This is a genomic window from Streptomyces sp. NPDC006624 (assembly GCF_040611555.1).
Classification (GTDB): Bacteria; Actinomycetota; Actinomycetes; order Streptomycetales; family Streptomycetaceae; genus Streptomyces.
Genome location: NZ_JBEXOM010000039.1, coordinates 1 through 19,318, shown reverse-complemented (window position 1 = coordinate 19,318; position 19,318 = coordinate 1). Strand labels below are relative to the sequence as shown.

18 protein-coding genes are annotated in these 19,318 nt (G+C 72.0%); 7 read left to right on the top strand and 11 right to left on the bottom strand.

Features of this window, described 5'->3' with window-relative positions; genetic code table 11:
• The first annotated feature begins 161 nt into the window (after positions 1-161).
• From ABZY20_RS36490 to cseC, 4 genes are all read left to right on the top strand, one after another.
• Positions 162-701, top strand: a complete 540-nt coding sequence (locus tag ABZY20_RS36490) for a SigE family RNA polymerase sigma factor (RefSeq protein WP_356447721.1) — start codon at positions 162-164, stop codon at positions 699-701.
• A complete protein-coding gene (locus ABZY20_RS36485; protein ID WP_356447720.1) occupies positions 689-1,342 on the top strand; it encodes a hypothetical protein in 654 nt (217 codons plus the stop codon). The genes ABZY20_RS36490 and ABZY20_RS36485 overlap by 13 nt, the downstream gene beginning before the upstream one ends.
• A gap of 129 nt (positions 1,343-1,471) precedes the next feature.
• Complete coding sequence (gene cseB, locus ABZY20_RS36480) at positions 1,472-2,173, top strand: two-component system response regulator CseB (protein ID WP_356447718.1); 702 nt, start codon at positions 1,472-1,474, stop codon at positions 2,171-2,173.
• A gap of 7 nt (positions 2,174-2,180) precedes the next feature.
• Positions 2,181-3,536 (top strand): two-component system sensor histidine kinase CseC, encoded by a 1,356-nt coding sequence (cseC, locus tag ABZY20_RS36475; protein WP_356447716.1) that lies wholly within the window; start codon positions 2,181-2,183, stop codon positions 3,534-3,536.
• Between the two features lie 270 nt (positions 3,537-3,806).
• On the opposite strand, the gene ABZY20_RS36470 is transcribed toward cseC, so the two are convergent.
• Positions 3,807-4,520 carry a M23 family metallopeptidase gene (locus ABZY20_RS36470; protein ID WP_356447714.1) on the bottom strand — a complete coding sequence of 238 codons (714 nt, stop codon included), beginning with the start codon at positions 4,518-4,520 and terminating at the stop codon, positions 3,807-3,809.
• Positions 4,521-4,962: 442 nt separating this feature from the next.
• On the opposite strand from ABZY20_RS36470, the gene ABZY20_RS36465 reads away from it, so the two are divergent.
• Together ABZY20_RS36465 and ABZY20_RS36460 are read left to right on the top strand one after the other, a co-directional pair.
• The gene (locus tag ABZY20_RS36465) at positions 4,963-5,586 is read left to right on the top strand and encodes an HAD family acid phosphatase (RefSeq protein ID WP_356447713.1); all 624 of its coding nucleotides are present in this window, start codon (positions 4,963-4,965) and stop codon (positions 5,584-5,586) included.
• Positions 5,587-5,646: 60 nt separating this feature from the next.
• On the top strand, positions 5,647-8,706 hold the full coding sequence (locus ABZY20_RS36460; protein ID WP_356447711.1) for an NACHT domain-containing protein: 3,060 nt from the start codon (positions 5,647-5,649) through the stop codon (positions 8,704-8,706).
• Between the two features lie 69 nt (positions 8,707-8,775).
• On the opposite strand, the gene ABZY20_RS36455 is transcribed toward ABZY20_RS36460, so the two are convergent.
• Positions 8,776-11,301: an ATP-dependent Clp protease ATP-binding subunit gene (locus tag ABZY20_RS36455; protein ID WP_114254583.1), complete on the bottom strand. Its 2,526-nt coding sequence runs from the start codon at positions 11,299-11,301 to the stop codon at positions 8,776-8,778.
• Positions 11,302-11,742: 441 nt separating this feature from the next.
• On the opposite strand from ABZY20_RS36455, the gene ABZY20_RS36450 reads away from it, so the two are divergent.
• Complete coding sequence (locus ABZY20_RS36450; protein ID WP_356447709.1) at positions 11,743-12,612, top strand: SCO3374 family protein; 870 nt, start codon at positions 11,743-11,745, stop codon at positions 12,610-12,612.
• 9 nt (positions 12,613-12,621) lie between these two features.
• On the opposite strand, the gene ABZY20_RS36445 is transcribed toward ABZY20_RS36450, so the two are convergent.
• The 9 genes from ABZY20_RS36445 to ABZY20_RS36405 all read right to left on the bottom strand — a co-directional run.
• A complete protein-coding gene (locus tag ABZY20_RS36445) occupies positions 12,622-12,957 on the bottom strand; it encodes an Lsr2 family protein (protein WP_351354936.1) in 336 nt (111 codons plus the stop codon).
• Positions 12,958-13,208: 251 nt separating this feature from the next.
• Positions 13,209-13,742 (bottom strand): amino-acid N-acetyltransferase, encoded by a 534-nt coding sequence (locus tag ABZY20_RS36440; protein ID WP_356447707.1) that lies wholly within the window; start codon positions 13,740-13,742, stop codon positions 13,209-13,211.
• Between the two features lie 9 nt (positions 13,743-13,751).
• Positions 13,752-14,294 (bottom strand): BlaI/MecI/CopY family transcriptional regulator, encoded by a 543-nt coding sequence (locus ABZY20_RS36435; protein WP_356447705.1) that lies wholly within the window; start codon positions 14,292-14,294, stop codon positions 13,752-13,754.
• Positions 14,295-14,443: 149 nt separating this feature from the next.
• Complete coding sequence (locus ABZY20_RS36430) at positions 14,444-14,632, bottom strand: hypothetical protein (RefSeq protein WP_356447704.1); 189 nt, start codon at positions 14,630-14,632, stop codon at positions 14,444-14,446.
• Positions 14,633-14,650: 18 nt separating this feature from the next.
• Entirely contained in the window at positions 14,651-15,349 is a 699-nt protein-coding gene (locus ABZY20_RS36425) for a hypothetical protein (RefSeq protein WP_356447756.1), read from the bottom strand.
• Between the two features lie 172 nt (positions 15,350-15,521).
• A complete protein-coding gene (locus tag ABZY20_RS36420; RefSeq protein WP_356447702.1) occupies positions 15,522-16,319 on the bottom strand; it encodes a type III pantothenate kinase in 798 nt (265 codons plus the stop codon).
• A 16-nt stretch (positions 16,320-16,335) separates the two neighbouring features.
• Positions 16,336-17,310: a carboxylating nicotinate-nucleotide diphosphorylase gene (gene nadC / locus ABZY20_RS36415; protein ID WP_356447754.1), complete on the bottom strand. Its 975-nt coding sequence runs from the start codon at positions 17,308-17,310 to the stop codon at positions 16,336-16,338.
• A 5-nt stretch (positions 17,311-17,315) separates the two neighbouring features.
• On the bottom strand, positions 17,316-19,025 hold the full coding sequence (locus ABZY20_RS36410; RefSeq protein ID WP_356447700.1) for an L-aspartate oxidase: 1,710 nt from the start codon (positions 19,023-19,025) through the stop codon (positions 17,316-17,318).
• Positions 19,022-19,318 (bottom strand): pantoate--beta-alanine ligase (locus ABZY20_RS36405; RefSeq protein ID WP_356447698.1); only part of this gene is annotated, 297 nt, incomplete at its 5' end. The genes ABZY20_RS36405 and ABZY20_RS36410, both read right to left, overlap by 4 nt.

Sequence of the window (19,318 nt, the reverse complement as noted above, 5' to 3'; positions counted from 1 at the left end):
CGGACAGCCGAGCGCTGGCCGCAGGCTGCTTCGGACAGCGCCGTGACAACGCCTCCGTACCTTCGGTTGCGTTCCCGGAAGGACCCGGGACGACCAAGGAACACAGGCAGTGCACGGGCGGCGGGGAGCCGCCCGGAACGGGGAAACGGGAGGCGGTCACCATGGCGCAGGGCGAGGTGCTCGAGTTCGAGGAGTACGTCCGCACGCGGCAGGACGCGCTGCTGCGCAGCGCCCGCCGCCTGGTCCCGGACCCGACGGACGCGCAGGACCTGCTGCAGACGGCGCTGGTGCGCACGTACGGCCGCTGGGAGACCATCGAGGACAAGCGGCTCGCGGACGCCTATCTGCGCCGGGTCATGATCAACACGCGGACCGAGTGGTGGCGCGCCCGCAAGCTGGAGGAGGTCCCGACCGAGCAGCTGCCCGACTGCTCGGTCGACGACGCCACCGAGCAGCACGCCGACCGCGCCCTGCTGATGGACGTGCTGAAGGTGCTCGCCCCGAAACAGCGCAGTGTCGTGGTGCTGCGACACTGGGAGCAGATGTCCACGGAGGAGACGGCCGCCGCACTCGGCATGTCGGCCGGAACGGTCAAGAGCACGCTGCACCGGGCGCTCGCCCGGCTCCGCGAGGAGCTGGAGTCCCGCGACCTCGACGCACGCGCGCTGGAGCGTGAGGAGCGGGAGCGGTGCGCGGCCTGACCGGTGGGGGTTCCGCACGGAACCCGGGCGGCAACCAGGCGGTGATCACGGCACTGGCCGTGTTCGCCGCCCTCGCCCTTTTCGCGTCCTCGTGCGCCTCCGGGGGCACCGGCGCCCGGGACGAGGGCCCGGCGCACGCCGACTCGGTGGTGGGCGCCACCGCGACACCCCCGGCCGCCCCGTCGAGGACGCCCGACACCGTGGACGCGGTCCGGCTCGTCAAGGACGACCCGAAGGTCGCGCCAGAGGTGAAGCGCGAGCTGAAGCCGTGCGTCGCCGACGAGTACCCCGTGGACGTCTCCTACGGCAACCTCACCGGCGGCTCCGCCGACGACGTCGTCGTCAATGTGCTGACCTGCAACGACGCGGTGGGCGTCGGCAGTTATGTGTTCCGCGAGCAGGACGGCTCGTACCAGAATGTGTTCAAGGCCGAGGAACCCCCGGTCTACGCGGAGATCGACCGCGGCGACCTGGTGGTGACCAAGCAGGTGTACGAGAGGGGCGACCCGGTGTCGAGCCCCTCCGGGGAGAACGTGATCACCTACCGGTGGGCCTCGGGCCGGTTCACCGAGGAGTACCGCACGCACAACGACTACGGCAAGGTCGTCGGCGACACCGCGACGCCGGCGCCGGCGAGCTGAAGGCGGGCGGCCGGGCCGCGTGAACCGATCGGGCCGCCCGGTCCGATCCCCCGGTGAACGCGGAGCACGGACCGTGCGTCCCAGCAGTCAGAAGCACCCCACGGACCACGAAGGACTGAGAGCACCGGGATGGCAGACCAGACCCACGTCCTGTTCGTCGAGGACGACGACGTCATCCGCGAGGCCACGCAGCTCGCCCTGGAACGGGACGGCTTCGTGGTCACCGCCATGCCCGACGGGCTGTCCGGCCTGGAGGCGTTCCGGGCCGACCGCCCCGACATCGCCCTGCTGGACGTCATGGTGCCCGGCCTGGACGGGGTCAGCCTGTGCCGCCGCATCCGGGACGAGTCGACCGTGCCGGTGATCATGCTGTCGGCGCGGGCCGACTCCATCGACGTCGTGCTGGGCCTGGAGGCGGGCGCCGACGACTACGTCACCAAGCCGTTCGACGGGGCCGTGCTGGTCGCCCGGATCCGCGCGGTGCTGCGCCGCTTCGGGCACGCGGGCGGCGGCCGGGCCGAGGAGTCCGCCGACCCGCCCGGCGGCGCGGTGCTGACCTTCGGGGACCTGGAGGTCGACACCGAGGGCATGGAGGTCCGCCGGGCCGGGCAGCCGGTGGCGCTGACGCCGACCGAGATGCGGCTGCTGCTGGAGTTCTCCTCGGCGCCGGGCACGGTGCTCTCCCGCGACAAGCTGCTGGAGCGGGTGTGGGACTACGGCTGGGGCGGCGACACCCGGGTGGTGGACGTGCACGTGCAGCGGCTGCGGCAGAAGATCGGGCAGGACCGGATCGAGACGGTCCGCGGTTTCGGTTACAAGCTGAAGGCCTGAGCCGGGTATGAGGGGGCAGTTCCGGCGCCTGGTCGCCGCGGGCCTGGAGCGCGCGGGCATCCGCACGGGCCTGAGATGGAAGCTGAGCGCGGCCATCGCGCTGGTCGGGGCGCTGGTGGCGATCGCCCTGAGCCTGGTCGTGCACAACGCCGCCCGGGTGTCGATGCTGGACAACGCGCGCGACCTGGCCGACGAGCGGATCATGATCGCCCAGCGCAACTTCGAGCTGTCCGGGCGGATGAACTTCCCGAACACCAAGATCGACGACCCGGACCTGCCGGAGGAGCTGCGCGACCGGGTCGAGGCGGGCCAGCGGGCGACCTACGTGGCCGACCGGCCGAACGGGGCGCCGGACATCTGGGCCGCCGTGCCGCTGAAGAACGGGCACGTGATGTCCCAGCACTCCGGCTTCACCGACCGCAGCTCGGACATCCTGCAGGACCTCGACCAGGCCCTGCTCATCGGGTCCATCGCGGTCGTCCTCGGCGGCAGCGCGCTCGGGGTGCTCATCGGCGGGCACCTCTCGCGGCGGCTGCGCAAGGCGTCCATCGCGGCCAACCAGCTCGCGGGCGGCGAGACGGACGTCCGGGTCCGGGACGCCATGGGCGGGGTCGTACGCGACGAGACCGACGACCTGGCCAGCGCGGTGGACGCCATGGCGGACGCGCTGCGCCAGCGTATCGAGGCCGAGCGGCGGGTCACGGCCGACATCGCGCACGAGCTGCGCACCCCGGTGACCGGGCTGCTGACCGCCGCCGAACTGCTGCCGCCCGGCCGCCCGACCGAGCTGGTGCTGGACCGGGCCAAGGCCATGCGCACGCTCGTCGAGGACGTGCTGGAGGTGGCCCGGCTGGACGGCGCCTCGGAGCGGGCGGAGCTGCAGGACATCATGCTGGGCGAGTTCGTCACCCGGCGGGTGGCGGCCAAGGACCCGGACATCGAGGTGCGGATCGTGCACGAGTCGGAGGTCACCACCGACCCCCGGCGTCTGGAGCGCGTGCTGTTCAACCTGCTGGCCAACGCGGCCCGGCACGCCCGGCCGCCCATCCAGGTCACCGTCGAGGGCCGGGTCATCCGGGTCCGCGACCACGGGCCGGGCTTCCCCGAGGACCTGCTCGCCGAGGGGCCGAGCCGCTTCCGCACCGGCAGCAAGGACCGGGCCGGCCACGGTCACGGCCTGGGCCTGACCATCGCGGCCGGGCAGGCGCGGGTGCTGGGCGCCCGGCTGACCTTCCGCAACGTCCGCACGCCGGGCGCGCCGGAGGGCGTACCGGCCGAGGGCGCGGTGGCGGTGCTGTGGCTGCCGGAGCACGCGCCGACGAACACGGGCAGCTACCCGATGCTGCCGCCGTCGGGGAGCTGACGGCGGCTCGCGCCTGTCCCCGGACACGCGAAGGCCCCCGGGGTCTGCACCCCGGGGGCCTCGTACGGTCCGCGCCCGGTCCGGCTTCTCTCCGGCAGCCCGGCCGGGTCCGCAGCGTCAGCGCGATCCTCACCCTGCACGCCGGGATCTCACTGCTCCGGGACCTCGAAGGCGACCCCGAGGAGAAGAGCAGAGCCGTCCTCGAGGTCGCCACGGACCTGGTGACCCGGGCCCGCCGGGGAGCCGGGGGCCATTAGCGGGCCCGCCGGGTCAGAGCGTGACGCCCTTGGCGCGCAGGAACTTGACCGGGTCGATCGCCGAGCCGTAGTTCGGGGTCGTCCGGATCTCGAAGTGCAGGTGCGGACCGCTGGAGTTGCCGGTGTTGCCGGACTTGGCGATCTCCTGGCCGGTCTTGACGATCTGGCCGACCTTCACCGTGACCTTGGACAGGTGCGCGTACTGCGAGTACGTGCCGTTGCCGTGCTTGATCACGACGGCGTTGCCGTAGGCGGGACCGTCACCGGCGCCGTTGCCGCCGGCCTTGACGACGGTTCCGCCGTGCGTGGCGACGACCTTGGTGCCGCTCGGCACGGCGAAGTCCTGGCCGCTGTGGGTGGACTGCCACATGCCGCCGTTCTGGGCGAAGCTCGCGGAGAGCTTGTACTGCTTCACCGGGTCGACCCAGGAGGGCTTGGCCTTCTTCGCGGCCGCCTTCACCGCGGCGGCCTTCTTCGCGGCCGCCTTCTTCGCGGCAGCGGCCTGGGCGGCCTTCTCGGCCTTCACCGCCTCGGCCTTGGCGGCCTTGGCCTGGACGGCGGCCTGTGCCTGGACGGCACTGGCGGCACCGGACGCGGCCGTGGTGTCGGCGGCGGACGCGACCCCGGCTCCCAGTGCGACCGAGACGCCGAGGCCGGCGGCCAGCACGGTCGCACGGGTGCGGAGCTGGGACGTACGGGAGGAACGGGACGTGACGCGCTGGGACATCGGAACCTCGTGGAGAAGGGGACGGAGAAAACCACCCGGCGCACAGTCGCTCGCCGAATGGCCATCTCTTGGTAACCCGAAGCCCGACAAACTCCCAAAAGCGTGATCTACGACCGAAGTTAGTAATTTGGTTCAGTGTTCTACGTCTCTTGACACAGTCCCCATACGGGACAAAACAGGGCACCTGCTCACACTTCGGCGCCCACCCAGGGGGAAGTGTCCCTTTCTTCCCGGTCCGCTATCCACTATTCCGCCTAGTAACGGACATAACGCCTGTGCGGCATGTCACCGGCGGCCCTCCGGGGCCATTCCGGAAATGTGGCGCACGCCTCTATGCACCTACCGTCCGGTAACCCTACGGTTCCCCTCGCGCCACCCTCGCCCACGAACATGCACACGACATGTTGGCAGCGTCATTGACGTGAGAGGACCCCCCACGACCATGCAGACCCGACGCCCCTGGCTGCGCCGCGCCTCCGTGACCGCCGTCTCCACGGCCGCCCTCCTGGCCCTGGCCGCACCGGCCGACGCCACGACCGCCCCCGCCGCCACCACGACCGCTGCCGCGGCGGACGTGGACTACGCGACCTGGCAGAAGGACGTCCAGGCGGTGATGGACCAGGCACTGCCGTATCTGAAGCAGCGGATCGCCGCGACCAAGCCGGGTGAGAAGCAGGCGATCGTCTTCGACATCGACAACACGACACTCGAGACGGACTTCGGCTTCAGCTACCCCCAGCCGGCCAACAAGCCGGTCCTGGAGGCCGCCAGATACGCCCAGGACCGCGGCGTCGCCCTGTTCTTCGTCACGGCCCGCCCGGACATCATCGCCCCGTTCACCGATTACAACCTGAAGCAGGTCGGCTACCAGGTCTCCGGCCTCCACGTCCGGAACTTCATCGACCTCTTCAAGAACGTCGCCGAGTACAAGACGGCCCAGCGCGTGGCGATCGAGAAGAAGGGCTACACGATCATCGCGAACATCGGCAACAGCACCACCGACCTCTCGGGCGGCCACGCCGAGAAGACGTACAAGCTGCCGGACTACGACGGGCAGCTGTCCTGACCCTCCTGATCAACTGCGGGTAGTCTCACCCCCGTTCGCGCGATCACGGGGGTGAGGCGGTTGGATCCGACGGTTCTCGGCGGCAGGCTGGCGTCCTCACTGGTCGCCCCGCTGCTGAAGAAGCTCTTCCGGGCGGAGGGCCCGGGAGCGGGCCTGGTCGACAAGCCCGTGCGCCTGTCCGCGCTCGTCTCCTTCCGCGGCGAGAAGCGCACCCTCACCGAGCCGGACGTGCACCGGCTCGCCGAGCGGATCGTGGCGCAGGCGGTCGCCTCCCCCGGTGAGCGGCCCTTCCCGGCCGACGAGCGGATCGCCGTCACCGACACCCTCGCCCGCAGGCTGATCGGCCTCGGGGACCTCGACATGGACGACGTCCAGGCGGTCCGCCTCGGCCACCGCGAGCTGGCCAGGGAGCTGCACCGCTCCGGCCCCGCCCCCGACGGCCTGTCCGCGGACGCCTGCCACTTCCTGGACTACGCCACCGAGTGGGCGTGCCTGAACATCCTGGAGTTCTTCACCCGCCGCTCCACGTTCGTCGCGCGCACCCTGGTCGAACAGACCCGGGCCCAGGCGGAGCTGATCGCCAAGGTCGACGAGCTGATCACCCGCACACCCCGCCCGGACGGCCGGGACACCGCCTTCGAGCGCCGCTACCTGCCCTACGTCACCGAGCGTCACAACCACATCACCATCTTCGGCATCGACCTGCGGGACTCCCCGGACCGCTGGCCCCTCGAAGTGGCCTATCTGAGCCTGGAGGCGGCCGGCACCGAGCAGGGCCCGGCACCCGAGCCGCCGCCGGGCGAGAGCGCGGCGGCGGCCGCCCGCACCGCCGTGCGGCTGCCCGCGGAGGAGGCCCTCGGCAGCCACGACCGGGTCCTGTTGCGCGGCGACGCCGGTTCCGGCAAGACCACGCTCGTGCAGTGGCTCGCGGTGACCGCCGCCCGGGACACCGCCCGCGTGCCCTACGTGCTGCCCCTGCGCACCCTGATCCGCGCGGGCGCGCTCCCGGCACCGTCCGCCTTCCTCACGGCGGTGGGCTGCCCGCTCACCCCGCCCGCGGGCTGGGCCGAGCGGGTCCTGACCGCCGGGCGCGGGCTCGTCCTCGTCGACGGCCTGGACGAGATCCCCGCCGCCGAGCGGCACCGCACCCGCGACTGGCTGCTCGCCCTGATCCACGCCTTCCCCGGCAACCACTGGCTGCTGACCTCCCGCCCCACAGCCGTACGCCCCGACTGGCTGGCCGGCGAGGGGTTCCGGGAACTCACCCTCGCCCCGATGCGCCGCTCCGACGTCGCGACGTTCGTGCACCGCTGGCACGCGGCCGCCCGGGCCACCGAGTACGCGCCGCGGCTCCTGGACGCCCTGCGCACCAAACGCGACCTGGCCCGCCTCGCCACCAACCCCCTGATGTGCGGGCTCATCTGCGCCCTGCACCGGGAGCGGCGGGGGTACCTCCCGGCCGGCCGCAAGGAGCTGTACGACGCCGCCCTGGGCATGCTCCTCGCGCGGCGCGACCGGGAGCGGGGCATGGGCGCGGTGGACGGTGCCGAGCTGGGCGAGGAGGCCCGGCTCGAGCTGCTCCAGCGCCTCGCCTACGCGCTGGTGCTGAGCGGCCGCACCGAGATGGACCTGGAGACGGCAGAGGGGATCGTGGAGCGCTGCCTGCCGGCCATCGGGCTCCTGCCGGACCAGCGCGCCGCGGACGTGCTGCACGCCCTGATGCTGCGCAGCGGCCTGCTCCGCCAGCCGGCCGAGGGCGTCGTCCACTTCGTCCACCGCACCTTCCAGGACTACCTGGGCGCCCGGTACGCCGTCGAGGAGGGCCACCTGGACGTCCTCGCCGGCCACGCGGGCGACAGCCTGTGGGAGGACGTGATCCGGATGGCGGTCGCACACGCCCGGCCCCGGGAGCGGGCGGTCCTGCTGCGCCGGCTGCTGGCCGAGGACAGCCCGCGGCTGACCCTCCTGGCCCTGGCCTGCCTGGAGCACGCCGTGGCGCTGGATCCCGCGGTGCGGGCGGAGGTGGAGCAACGCGCCGGTGCGCTCATCCCACCGCGTACGACTGAGGAGGCGAAGGCCCTCGCGGAGGCGGGCCCGCTGGTGCTGGAGCTGCTGCCCGGGCCGGAGGGACTGACCGAGGAGGAGGCGCACGGCGTCACCGTCACCGCCTCACTCCTCGGAACCGAGGAGGACGAGGGCGCGCTGGCGGTGCTGCGCCGCTTCCGCGAGCACCCGGCGCTCGACGTACGCCGCCAGCTGGTGGGCACGTGGGGCCGGTTCGACGCGCGGGAGTTCGCGGTCGAGGTGCTCGACCACCTGGAGCGGGACGGTCTCACCCTGGTCTGCGATACGGCCGAGCAGCGCGCGACGCTCGAGCTGATGCGCCCCTGGCAGCGGCTGAGGTTCGACGGCCCGCTCACCGCGTCCGAACTCCTCGCCTGCGTCCCGGAGCCCGGCGAGGTCAAGCGGCTGCACCTGTGGGACAACCCGAGCCTCGGGCATCTGCGGGGACTGCGGGCGTTCCGCTCGCTGACCGCTCTGTGGCTCAACAGCTGCCCCGGCACCGAGGGCCTGTCGAGCCTGGCGGAACTGCCGCTGACGGACCTCGTGGTCTTCGACCGCCGAGCGGACCTCACCGGGCTGGAGACGCTGCGTCTGCTCATCCAGCTGTCGATCGACCGGGACCTTCCGGGAGACCGCCTCACCGACAGCCTCCCGGCCGACGCGCCGCTGGCGCATCTCTTCCTGGGGATGAACGCCATCGCCTCGACCGGGCTGCGCGGTCTGAGCGGGTGGCCCACGCTCAGGTCACTCACCGTGGGCGTGCCGGGCAGGAGGCACCTGAGCACCGAGGACTGGCGCGAGGTGGCCGCCCTCCCGGCGCTCACCAGTCTCCGCCTCCACGGCCGGTCCGAGCACTACGGTTTTGACGCCATGCCGGAACTGCCGGGCATCGAGGAACTCGAGTTCCCCGGGGACGTCGACCCGCAGGTCTTCCACGTCATCGCGTCCCGGCTGCCGGGCCTGCGCAAGCTGACCGTCTCCGGGGCACTCGCCCCCGCGCCCCCTCCCGAGTCGTGGGCCGGGCTCTTCCCCACCGCTGAGATCGTCCTCGTCTGACTCCGGGCGGACACGGAGAAGGGGCCGGTGCCCCGGAAGGCACCGGCCCCTCTCACTCGGCCGTGACGCTTACGCGTCCTTGCTCAGGTTCGGACCCGTGCCGCCGGCCGCCTGCTCGATCGGCGGGACGTCCGGCAGCGCCGACTTCTCCTCGCCGCGGAAGGTGAAGGTCTTGGCCTCGCCCTCGCCCTCCGTGTCCACGACCACGATGTGGCCGGGGCGGAGCTCGCCGAAGAGGATCTTCTCCGACAGGGAGTCCTCGATCTCGCGCTGGATGGTGCGGCGCAGCGGACGCGCGCCCAGCACGGGGTCGTAGCCCTTCTTGGACAGCAGCTCCTTGGCGGACTGGGAGAGCTCGATGCCCATGTCCCGGTCCTTCAGGCGCTCGTCCACCTTGCCGATCATCAGGTCGACGATCTGGAGGATGTCGTCCTGGCTGAGCTGCGGGAAGACGACCACGTCGTCGACGCGGTTGAGGAACTCGGGCCGGAAGTGCTGCTTGAGCTCGTCCTGGACCTTGTTCTTCATGCGCTCGTAGTTGGTCTTCGTGTCACCCGAGGCCGCGAAGCCCAGGTTGAAGCCCTTGGAGATGTCCCGGGTGCCGAGGTTGGTCGTCATGATGATGACCGTGTTCTTGAAGTCCACGACCCGGCCCTGGGAGTCGGTCAGGCGACCGTCCTCCAGGATCTGCAGCAGCGAGTTGAAGATGTCCGGGTGGGCCTTCTCGACCTCGTCGAAGAGGACCACCGAGAACGGCTTGCGCCGCACCTTCTCGGTCAGCTGGCCGCCCTCTTCGTAGCCCACGTAGCCGGGGGGCGAACCGAAGAGACGCGAGACCGTGTGCTTCTCGCTGAACTCCGACATGTCGAGGGAGATCAGCGCGTCCTCGTCCCCGAAGAGGAACTCGGCGAGCGCCTTGGACAGCTCGGTCTTACCGACACCGGACGGGCCGGCGAAGATGAACGAGCCACCGGGGCGCTTGGGGTCCTTCAGACCGGCACGCGTACGGCGGATCGCCTTCGACAGCGCCTTGACGGCGTCGTTCTGGCCGATGACCCGCTTGTGGAGCTCCTCCTCCATGCGCAGCAGGCGGGAGGACTCCTCCTCGGTGAGCTTGAAGACCGGGATGCCGGTGGCGGTCGCGAGGACCTCGGCGATCAGCTCGCCGTCGACCTCGGCGACGACGTCCATGTCGCCGGCCTTCCACTCCTTCTCCCGCTTGGCCTTGGCGGCGAGGAGCTGCTTCTCCTTGTCGCGCAGGGAGGCGGCCTTCTCGAAGTCCTGCGAGTCGATCGCGGACTCCTTGTCGCGGCGGACGCCGGCGATCTTCTCGTCGAACTCGCGCAGGTCCGGCGGCGCGGTCATCCGGCGGATGCGCATCCGGGAACCGGCCTCGTCGATCAGGTCGATCGCCTTGTCCGGCAGGAAGCGGTCCGAGATGTACCGGTCGGCCAGGGTGGCGGCCTGGACCAGCGCCTCGTCCGTGATGGAGACGCGGTGGTGCGCCTCGTACCGGTCGCGCAGGCCCTTGAGGATCTCGATCGTGTGCGGCAGGGACGGCTCCGCGACCTGGATGGGCTGGAAGCGGCGCTCGAGGGCCGCGTCCTTCTCCAGGTGCTTGCGGTACTCGTCCAGCGTGGTCGCACCGATGGTCTGCAGCTCACCGCGGGCCAGCATCGGCTTGAGGATGCTCGCGGCGTCGATGGCGCCCTCGGCGGCACCCGCACCGACCAGCGTGTGCAGCTCGTCGATGAACAGGATGATGTCGCCGCGGGTGCGGATCTCCTTGAGGACCTTCTTCAGGCGCTCCTCGAAGTCACCGCGGTAGCGGGAGCCGGCGACCAGGGCGCCGAGGTCCAGGGTGTAGAGGTGCTTGTCCTTGAGGGTCTCGGGCACCTCGCCCTTGACGATGGCCTGGGCGAGGCCCTCGACGACGGCGGTCTTGCCGACGCCGGGCTCACCGATCAGCACCGGGTTGTTCTTCGTACGGCGGGACAGCACCTGCATGACCCGCTCGATCTCCTTCTCGCGCCCGATGACCGGGTCGAGCTTGGACTCACGAGCGGCCTGGGTGAGGTTCCGGCCGAACTGGTCGAGGACCAGGGACGTGGAGGGCGTGCCCTCGGCAGGACCGCCGGCGGTGGCGGTCTCCTTGCCCTGGTAACCGGAGAGCAGCTGGATGACCTGCTGCCGCACACGGTTCAGATCTGCGCCCAGCTTGACCAGGACCTGGGCGGCGACGCCCTCGCCCTCGCGGATCAGGCCGAGCAGGATGTGCTCCGTGCCGATGTAGTTGTGGCCCAGCTGAAGGGCCTCGCGGAGCGACAGCTCCAGGACCTTCTTGGCACGGGGGGTGAAGGGGATGTGGCCGGACGGGGCCTGCTGGCCCTGGCCGATGATCTCCTCCACCTGCTGGCGGACCGCCTCGAGCGAAATCCCGAGGCTCTCAAGGGCCTTGGCGGCGACACCCTCACCCTCGTGGATCAAGCCCAGGAGGATGTGCTCGGTGCCGATGTAGTTGTGGTTGAGCATCCGGGCTTCTTCCTGAGCCAGGACGACAACCCGCCGCGCGCGGTCGGTGAACCTCTCGAACATCGTTAATCGCTCCTCAGAGCGGTCAGGCAGTGGGGGGAACTTCCCCTCCCTGTCCTTCCGCAGCTTAGTCCCGCAAGCGGGGACCGCTCATTCCAACTGCCGACACCGTCCTTGGCCTCCTGACCCCGAACGCCGACATCTGCTCCAACCCGATGGTGCGAGACGATGTTCCCGCAGGCCAGGCAGATACCCCACTCGCCACTACGCCGATGGCGAACGTGAGACGTCCTTTCCCGCGCGTCGCCCCCTCCCACTAGGGATGTCTTACCCGCAGGGACCGGAAGTCCATGCCGGGCGCCCCCGTTCCCTCCGCTACGGGCGAACAACCTTGCGCCTCCCCGCACCCCCCGCGCGCCCCCGATTCGCCACTCTGTGCGCCCGGAGCGGCACGCAGCGTGCGCCCAGCGTAACCCGCACGCCCTTCCGACGGTTGCACTTGGCATGTCCGGCGCCCCTCACTCCCCGCTCTCGTCCTCGCCCCGGGTGGTCCCGCTCCCCCGCCGGCCGCTCGACCCGGCCGGTCCCGGCGCGAGCGGCCGGATCCGGCGGTGGTACGAGAACGAACTGGGCTGGCCGACGGTGCCCGGGAACCCGGTGCGTCTGGCGGTGGGGGCGCGCTTCGACGTCCTGGACGTACCGGCCGAGGCGGGTCACTCGGCCCTGCGGCACCTGGGCCCGCACTCGCCGGTGGCCCTGCGGGGCGGCCGGATGCTGCTGCTGGTGTCCGCGGGCAGCGCGGAGGAACTGCCCGGGCTGCTCCAGTGGCTGGAGTGGGGGACGCTGCCCCTCGATCTGACGGCCCTGGGCCCGGGCGGCACCCTGCCCGCGCCCCTGCCGCCCTGGACGGCCACCGCGGTCGCCGGAACGCCGCGGCCGGGCACCGACAGCGGCGTGGACACGCCGTTCGGCCCGGACGGCACCCCCGGCATCACGCCTCGCGCTGCGACGGGCACGCCGCACGGCGTGACGGAGACGGAGCACGACCCGGCAGGCCTCGTGGGCAGCCCGCTTCCCGTCGGGCCGGGCACGCCCCGCCGGGCGGGCGGTCCGGTACGCCCCGCGTCCGGCTCGGATGCCGGTCGGCCGCTTCCCCTGGGCCGACTCGGTTCCCAGGGGGCCGCCGTGTGGTTGCGGCCCCCCGAGCCGGGATGCGAGGTCGAGGCCTCGCTGCCGACGCTGTCGGCCTTGGGGGGCGTTGGGGGCGCCCCCGATCTCGTACGGCTGGTGAACACGGTGGCCACACAGTGCCACCGCATCCGGCTGCGGGGCGCGGACGCCCGGCCGCCGGCCTTGCCTGCGCGGGGTCGGTAGTGCCGCTGTTCAGCCGTTGGCCTTCTCGTAAGCCTCGCGAATGGTCGCGGGGACACGGCCGCGGTCGTTGACCTCGTATCCGTTCTCCTTCGCCCACGCGCGGATCGCCGCGGTGTCCTGGCTGCCGCCGGAAGCCGCGCGCGTCTTTCCGCGACCGCCCGAAGCGCGGCCTCCGGTACGACGACCGCCCTTCACGTAAGGCTCGAGAAGGCCACGGAGCTTGTCCGCATTGGCGGTGGTGAGATCGATCTCGTACGTCTTGCCGTCCAGCGCGAACGTCACGGTCTCGTCCGCCTCGCCACCGTCGAGGTCGTCGACAAGAAGGACCTGAACCTTCTGTGCCACCGGATTTCCTTTCATCGATATCTTCAGGGCCGGGGTGTGCCGGCGTCCGCCGTATCGCCGTCCCCTGTTATATGCAGTACTGCAGTACCTCGGAAAGCAAACCGCTTTTGCCGGAAAAACACAAACCCTCGGCAGAGACCGGCAGCCCTGACTACGTCCGGAAACGTGCGCGTTTCGGACATAGGGCACCTGGGCAGGGCCACGGCGCGGAATCGGTCTTGTCCGCGGTGGTCTTGTCTCGCGCTCCGCGATCACAGATGCAGAAGCATCCGGCTGTTGCCCAAGGTGTTCGGTTTCACTCGTTCGAGACCGAGGAACTCCGCGACACCCTCGTCATAGGAACGCAGCAGCTCCGCGTACACATCCGTGTCGACGGGCGTCTCGCCGATCTCCACGAAGCCGTGCTTGCCGAAGAAGTCGACTTCGAAGGTCAGACAGAAAACCCGGCGAACACCGAGCCAGCGGGCGGTCTGCAGCAACTTCTCCAGCACCCGGTGCCCGACGCCCGCGCCCTTCAGGTCCGGCTTCACCGCGAGAGTGCGCACCTCGGCGAGGTCCTCCCACATCACGTGCAGCGCCCCGCAGCCGACGACCTCGGCGTTGTCGTCGCGTTCCGCGACCCAGAACTCCTGGATGTCCTCGTAAAGCGTCACCGTTGCTTTGTCGAGCAGGATGCCGCCGCGGACGTAGGCGTCGAGGAGGCGGCGCACAGCCGGGACATCGCTGGTGCGGGCCCGTCGGACGGTGATGGCTTTTGCGGGGGCTTCGGGGCTCTTCGCGGACATGAACGGACGCTATCGCCCGCCGGGGTCCGCAGGGGAGGCGGGGTTCTCCGGGGAACCTTCCGGGGGTTCCGCCGGCGGCGCGGCTTCCCGGGGTTCCGCGCGTTCCCGTTCCGCGGGTTCTGCGGGCTGCGCGGCTTGCACGGGTTCGGTTCGCCCGGCGGATTCCGGCGGTTCGGCCGCTTCCGGTGTTTCCGGGCCCTGGACGATGCGTACGGCGTCGCGGAGAGCGTGGCGCTGTTCCTCGCTCATCATGCCGAAGAAGGCGACGAGAGCGGCGGCGGGGTTGTCGCTCTGCGACCAGGCGTCGTTCATCAGGGCGGCCGCGTAGGCGGCGCGGGTGGAGACCGCCTCATATCGATAGGCGCGCCCTTCCGCCTCGCGGCGCACCCAGCCCTTCTGATGGAGATTGTCCAAAACGGTCATCACGGTGGTGTACGCGATCGACCGCTCCTTCTGAAGATCTTCCAGGACTTCTCGAACGGTCACGGGGCGGTTCCACTTCCAGACCCGCGACATGACCGCGTCTTCGAGTTCTCCCAATGGGCGAGGCACAGCTCAGAACAATAGTGGGAGATCCCGGTAATGGCGTGCCGGACGTGCGCTTCACCGGCGAACGGGAACAAAAAGGGCGTACGACTCGGAAGCGCGGGCGTCGCCGTGTGCGCGCCCCGCGGAGTCGTACGCCGCTGGAGGGTGTGGGGTCAGGCCTCGGCCCGGGGGCCGGTCGCGGAGGACGGGCGGGCGCCGTCGACGCGCGCGAGGGCGGCGTCCACGGCCGCGTCCTCCTTGGCCTTGTTGGCGCCGCCCTGTGTCTTCACGATGACCCGGATCACGCCGATGAAGAGGACGGCCATGACGACCGGGGGCAGGAGCGCGGAGACGTAGTCCATGGGACCAGGGTAGCCACGTCAGCCCGCGGCGAGCTGCCGGGGGCCCGAGGGGGGCGGCGGCGCGGGCTTGCGGCGGGGGAAGACCTCGCCCGGGGTGGGGATCGGGCGGGAGGGCTTGGGGCCGCCTGGGGCGGGCGCCGGGTCGGGGGCCGGCCGGGGCGCGGGCTTCGGGGCCGGGGGCTTGCGGGCCGGTTTCTTCTCGGGCTGCTTCCCGGGTGTGTCCTGGGCGTCGTCGCCCGCGCGGGCGGTGAGGCCGCCGGGCAGCGCGAGGAGACGGGTGCGGGGGGCGGCGGCGGTGCCGGCCGTCGTGCGGGTGCGGGACGCCGGGACGGTGGCGGCGGGGGCCGGGGCGGCGAGAGGGGTGCGCTGGGCGACGACGGAGGGGGCCGTGCAGCGGTCCAGGAGGGCGGCGGCGGTGGGATTGCCGCGCAGGGCGCGGAGGGCGGCGAGGTCGTCGGGGCAGGGGCGGTAGCCGGCGCCCAGGGCCTCGCCCAGGAGTGCGAGGTAGCCGGTGGCGGTGCCGGGGAGGGCGGCGCGGTACCGGCCGAGGTCGGCCACGAGGAAGGCACGCAGCCTGGCCCCCTCCCGCACCGCCTCGTCGAGCGACTCGGCGAGGCGGAGGCAGTCCTGGACGTCCTCGGCCGAGGCGGAGGTCGGGTGGAGGGCGAGGGCGAGGGCGCGGCGGAGCACACGCAGCTCCTCCGCGCCGAACGCCATGCCGCCGCGGGATCCGTATGGCGTGGGCATGCGGCGACGATACGCGCTAATCAGACAAACCCCGCATAGCGGACGGGTGTGGCGTGGGGGACCACCCGGGTGGGCGGGCCGGTTGGCGCCCGCCCCCGCAGCGGCGTGATCCGCCCGGCCCGCCGCCCACGCCCGGGCGCCCTCAGGTGCGCGACACGTTCCGCTCGTAGACCAGGCGCAGGCCGATCAGCGTCAGCCACGGCTCGTGCTCGTCGATCACCGACGACTCGCCCAGGACCATCGGCGCCAGGCCGCCGGTCGCGATGACGGTGACGTCGTCGGGGTCCTCCGCCAGCTCGCGGGCCACCCGGTTGACGACGCCGTCGACCTGGCCGGCGAAGCCGTAGATGATGCCCGACTGCATCGCCTCCACCGTGTTCTTGCCGATCACGCTGCGGGGCCGGGCCACCTCGATCTTGCGGAGCTGCGCGCCGCGGACGCCGAGGGCCTCGACGGAGATCTCGATGCCGGGGGCGATGACACCGCCCACGTACTCGCCGCGCGCGCTGACCGCGTCGAACGTCGTCGCCGTGCCGAAGTCGACGACGATCGCGGGGCCGCCGTAGAGCTCGACGGCCGCGACCGCGTTGATGATGCGGTCCGCGCCGACCTCCTTGGGGTTGTCCATGAGGATCGGGACGCCGGTCTTCACGCCCGGCTCGACGAGGATGGCGGGGACGTCGCCGTAGTAGCGGCGGGTCACCTCGCGGAGCTCGTGCAGGACCGAGGGGACGGTGGCGCAGATGGCGATGCCGTCGATGCCGTCGCCCAGTTCGTCGCCCAGGAGCGGGTGCATGCCCATCAGGCCCTGGAGCAGGACCGCCAGCTCGTCGGCGGTGCGGCGGGCGTCCGTGGAGATGCGCCAGTGTTCGACGATCTCGTCGCCGTCGAACAGGCCGAGGACGGTGTGGGTGTTTCCTACGTCGATCGTCAGCAGCATGGCCCGTACCCGCTCCCTACTCCGCCGGCCGCAGGTCGAGGCCGATGTCCAGGATCGGCGACGAGTGGGTGAGGGCCCCGACGGCGAGGTAGTCGACGCCGGTGTCCGCGTACGCCTTGGCGTTGTCGAGGGTGAGGCGGCCCGAGGCCTCCAGCGCCGCCCGGCCGTCGACGATCTCGACCGCCTCCGCGCACTCGGCCGGCGTGAAGTTGTCCAGGAGGATCAGGTCGGCGCCGGCGTCCAGGACCTCGCGGAGCTGGTGCAGGGTGTCGACCTCGACCTCGATGGCGACCTCGGGGAAGCGTGCGCGCACCGCCTGGAAGGCCTCGGCGACGCCGCCCGCGGCGACCACGTGGTTGTCCTTGACCAGGGCCGCGTCCGAGAGGGACATGCGGTGGTTGACCCCGCCGCCGCAGCGGACCGCGTACTTCTCCATGCTGCGCAGGCCCGGGGTGGTCTTGCGGGTGTCGCGGACCCTGGCCTTCGTGCCCTCCAGGACGTCCGCCCACGCGCGCGTGGCGGTGGCGATGCCGGACAGGCGGCACAGGATGTTCAGCGCGCTGCGCTCGGCCGTGAGCAGGTCGCGGGTGCGGGTGGTGACCGACAGCAGCTTCTGGCCCGCCTCGACGCGGTCGCCGTCCTCGGCGTGGCGCTCGATCTCGAGTTCGTCCTCGCAGACGACCGAGATGACCGCCTCGGCGATGCGCAGGCCCGCCACGACGCCCGTCTCGCGGGCGGTGAAGTCGGCGGTGGCGACCGCGTCCTCGGGGATGGTCGCGACCGTGGTCACGTCCACGCCGTGGGCCAGGTCCTCCTGGAGGGCCACGTTGGCGATGTCCTCGACCTCGACGGGGTCGAGACCGGCGTCGGCCAGGAGCTGGGCGAGTGCGGGGTCCAGGCCGCACTCCAGGTACGCCTCGTCGTCCGCGCCGCAGGCGCAGCCGTCGCCGCAGCCGCCGGACGGGGCGAGGGGAAGGTCGGGGGAGGTCACGTCGGTCACTGCTCCTGGGGGGCCTGGGGAGGGAGGGTCGGGGGGAAGTGTGTGGTGTCCGTGGTGTGCACGGCCAGCGTGCGGTCCGGGTTCAGGCGGACGACGATGTGGCGGCGCCAGGCGTCGTCGTCGCGCTCGGGACGGTCCTCGCGCCAGTGGCAGCCCCGGGTCTCCTCGCGCAGCAGGGCGGCGGCGACCAGGACGCGGGCCACGCACAGGAGGTTGGTGGCCTCCCAGGTGTCGACGCCGGGCTCGGCCGTCTTGCCGTTCTCGGCGAGGGCCTCCCGGGCGTCGGTGTGCAGGCGCTGGAGCTGGTCGGCGGCCTTGCCGAGGGAGGCGGCCGAGCGCAGGACGCCCGCCCCGTTGGTCATGATCCGCTGAATCGTGAAGCGGGCCTCGGGGGTCTGCAGGGGGTGCTCGGGGGTCTCGGGGTGGGGCAGCGGCTGCGGCACGCGCGCGTGGACGCCGGCCCCCGCGATGTCGGCCGCGATGCGCTCGGCGTAGACCAGGCCCTCCAGGAGGGAGTTGGAGGCCAGGCGGTTGGCGCCGTGCACACCGGTGCAGGCGACCTCGCCGCACGCGTACAGACCGGGCACCGTCGTACGGCCGTGGGAGTCGGTGCGGACGCCGCCGGAGGCGTAGTGGGCGGCCGGGGCGACCGGGACGGGCTCGGTGACCGGGTCGATGCCGTGGGCGCGGCAGGCGGCCAGGATCGTCGGGAAGCGGTGCTCCCACATCTCGGCGCCGAAGTGGCGGGCGTCGAGGTACATGTGCTCGGCGTCCTGCTCCTGCATGCGGCGCATGATGCCCTTGGCGACGATGTCGCGCGGGGCGAGTTCGGCCAGTTCGTGCTGCCCCACCATGAACCGCACGCCGTCGGCGTCGACCAGGTGGGCGCCCTCGCCGCGCACGGCCTCGGAGACCAGGGGCTGCTGGCCCTCCGCGTCGGGCCCCAGGAAGAGCACGGTCGGGTGGAACTGGACGAACTCCAGGTCGCTGACCTCCGCGCCCGCGCGCAGGGCCAGGGCGACGCCGTCGCCCGTGGAGACCGAGGGGTTGGTCGTGGCGGAGAAGACCTGGCCCATGCCGCCGGTGGCGAGGACCACGGCGGGGGCGTGGACCGCTCCGACGCCGTCGTGCTGGCCCTCTCCCATGACGTGCAGGGTTACGCCCGCCGTGCGGCCCTCGGCGTCCGTGAGGAGATCCAGGACGAGGGCGTTCTCGACGGTGCGCATTCCGCGCGCTCGGACCGCCTCGACCAGCGCGCGGGAGATCTCGGCACCGGTGGCGTCCCCGCCGGCGTGGGCGATGCGGCGGCGGTGGTGGCCGCCCTCGCGGGTGAGTTCGAGACCGCCCTCGGTGGACTCGTCGAACTGGGCGCCGGTCTCGATGAGGCGGCGTACGGCGTCGGGGCCCTCGGTGACGAGGATGCGGACGGCCTCCTCGTCGCACAGTCCCGCCCCGGCGACCAGGGTGTCGTCGAGGTGCTGCTCGGGGGTGTCGCCCTCGCCGAGGGCCGCCGCTATGCCGCCCTGGGCCCAGCGGGTGGAGCCGTCGTCGAGGCGGGCCTTGGTGACGACGACGGTGTGCAGGCCCGCGGCCTCGCAGCGCAGGGCCGCGGTCAGGCCGGCGACGCCGGAGCCGACGACGACCACGTCCGCCGTGATGGACCAGCCGGGGGCGGGCGCGTGCAGTCGTATGCCTGTGGTGGTCACGAGGCGGCTCCGAAGTTTCCGAAGGTCAGGGGGATGTTGTCGATCAGCCGGGTCGTCCCGACCCGGGCGGCGACGGCGAGCACCGCCTCACCGGTGAAGTCGTCGCCGATCTCGGTGAAGTCGGAGGGGTCGACCAGCGCCAGGTAGTCCAGCGCGAGCGGCGGTTGCAGGCGGGCGGCCTCGTCGAGGACCTGGCGGGCGGCGGCGCGGACGGCGGCCGGGCCGCCGGGGACGGCCGTGGCCACCGCGTGCGCGTCGGCCGCGGCGCGGGACTCGCCGATGGCGCTGAGGGC

Excerpts from the sequence above, each read along its gene's own strand:
- ABZY20_RS36490 (WP_356447721.1), top strand. The coding sequence starts at position 162 with ATGGCGCAGGGCGAGGTGCTCGAGTTCGAGGAGTACGTCCGCACGCGG.
- cseB (WP_356447718.1), top strand. The coding sequence starts at position 1,472 with ATGGCAGACCAGACCCACGTCCTGTTCGTCGAGGACGACGACGTCATC.
- cseC (WP_356447716.1), top strand. The coding sequence starts at position 2,181 with ATGAGGGGGCAGTTCCGGCGCCTGGTCGCCGCGGGCCTGGAGCGCGCG.
- ABZY20_RS36470 (WP_356447714.1), bottom strand. The coding sequence starts at position 4,520 with ATGTCCCAGCGCGTCACGTCCCGTTCCTCCCGTACGTCCCAGCTCCGC.
- ABZY20_RS36465 (WP_356447713.1), top strand. The coding sequence starts at position 4,963 with ATGCAGACCCGACGCCCCTGGCTGCGCCGCGCCTCCGTGACCGCCGTC.
- ABZY20_RS36455 (WP_114254583.1), bottom strand. The coding sequence starts at position 11,301 with ATGTTCGAGAGGTTCACCGACCGCGCGCGGCGGGTTGTCGTCCTGGCT.
- ABZY20_RS36450 (WP_356447709.1), top strand. The coding sequence starts at position 11,743 with ATGTCCGGCGCCCCTCACTCCCCGCTCTCGTCCTCGCCCCGGGTGGTC.
- ABZY20_RS36440 (WP_356447707.1), bottom strand. The coding sequence starts at position 13,742 with ATGTCCGCGAAGAGCCCCGAAGCCCCCGCAAAAGCCATCACCGTCCGA.
- ABZY20_RS36430 (WP_356447704.1), bottom strand. The coding sequence starts at position 14,632 with ATGGACTACGTCTCCGCGCTCCTGCCCCCGGTCGTCATGGCCGTCCTC.
- ABZY20_RS36425 (WP_356447756.1), bottom strand. The coding sequence starts at position 15,349 with ATGGCGTTCGGCGCGGAGGAGCTGCGTGTGCTCCGCCGCGCCCTCGCC.
- ABZY20_RS36420 (WP_356447702.1), bottom strand. The coding sequence starts at position 16,319 with ATGCTGCTGACGATCGACGTAGGAAACACCCACACCGTCCTCGGCCTG.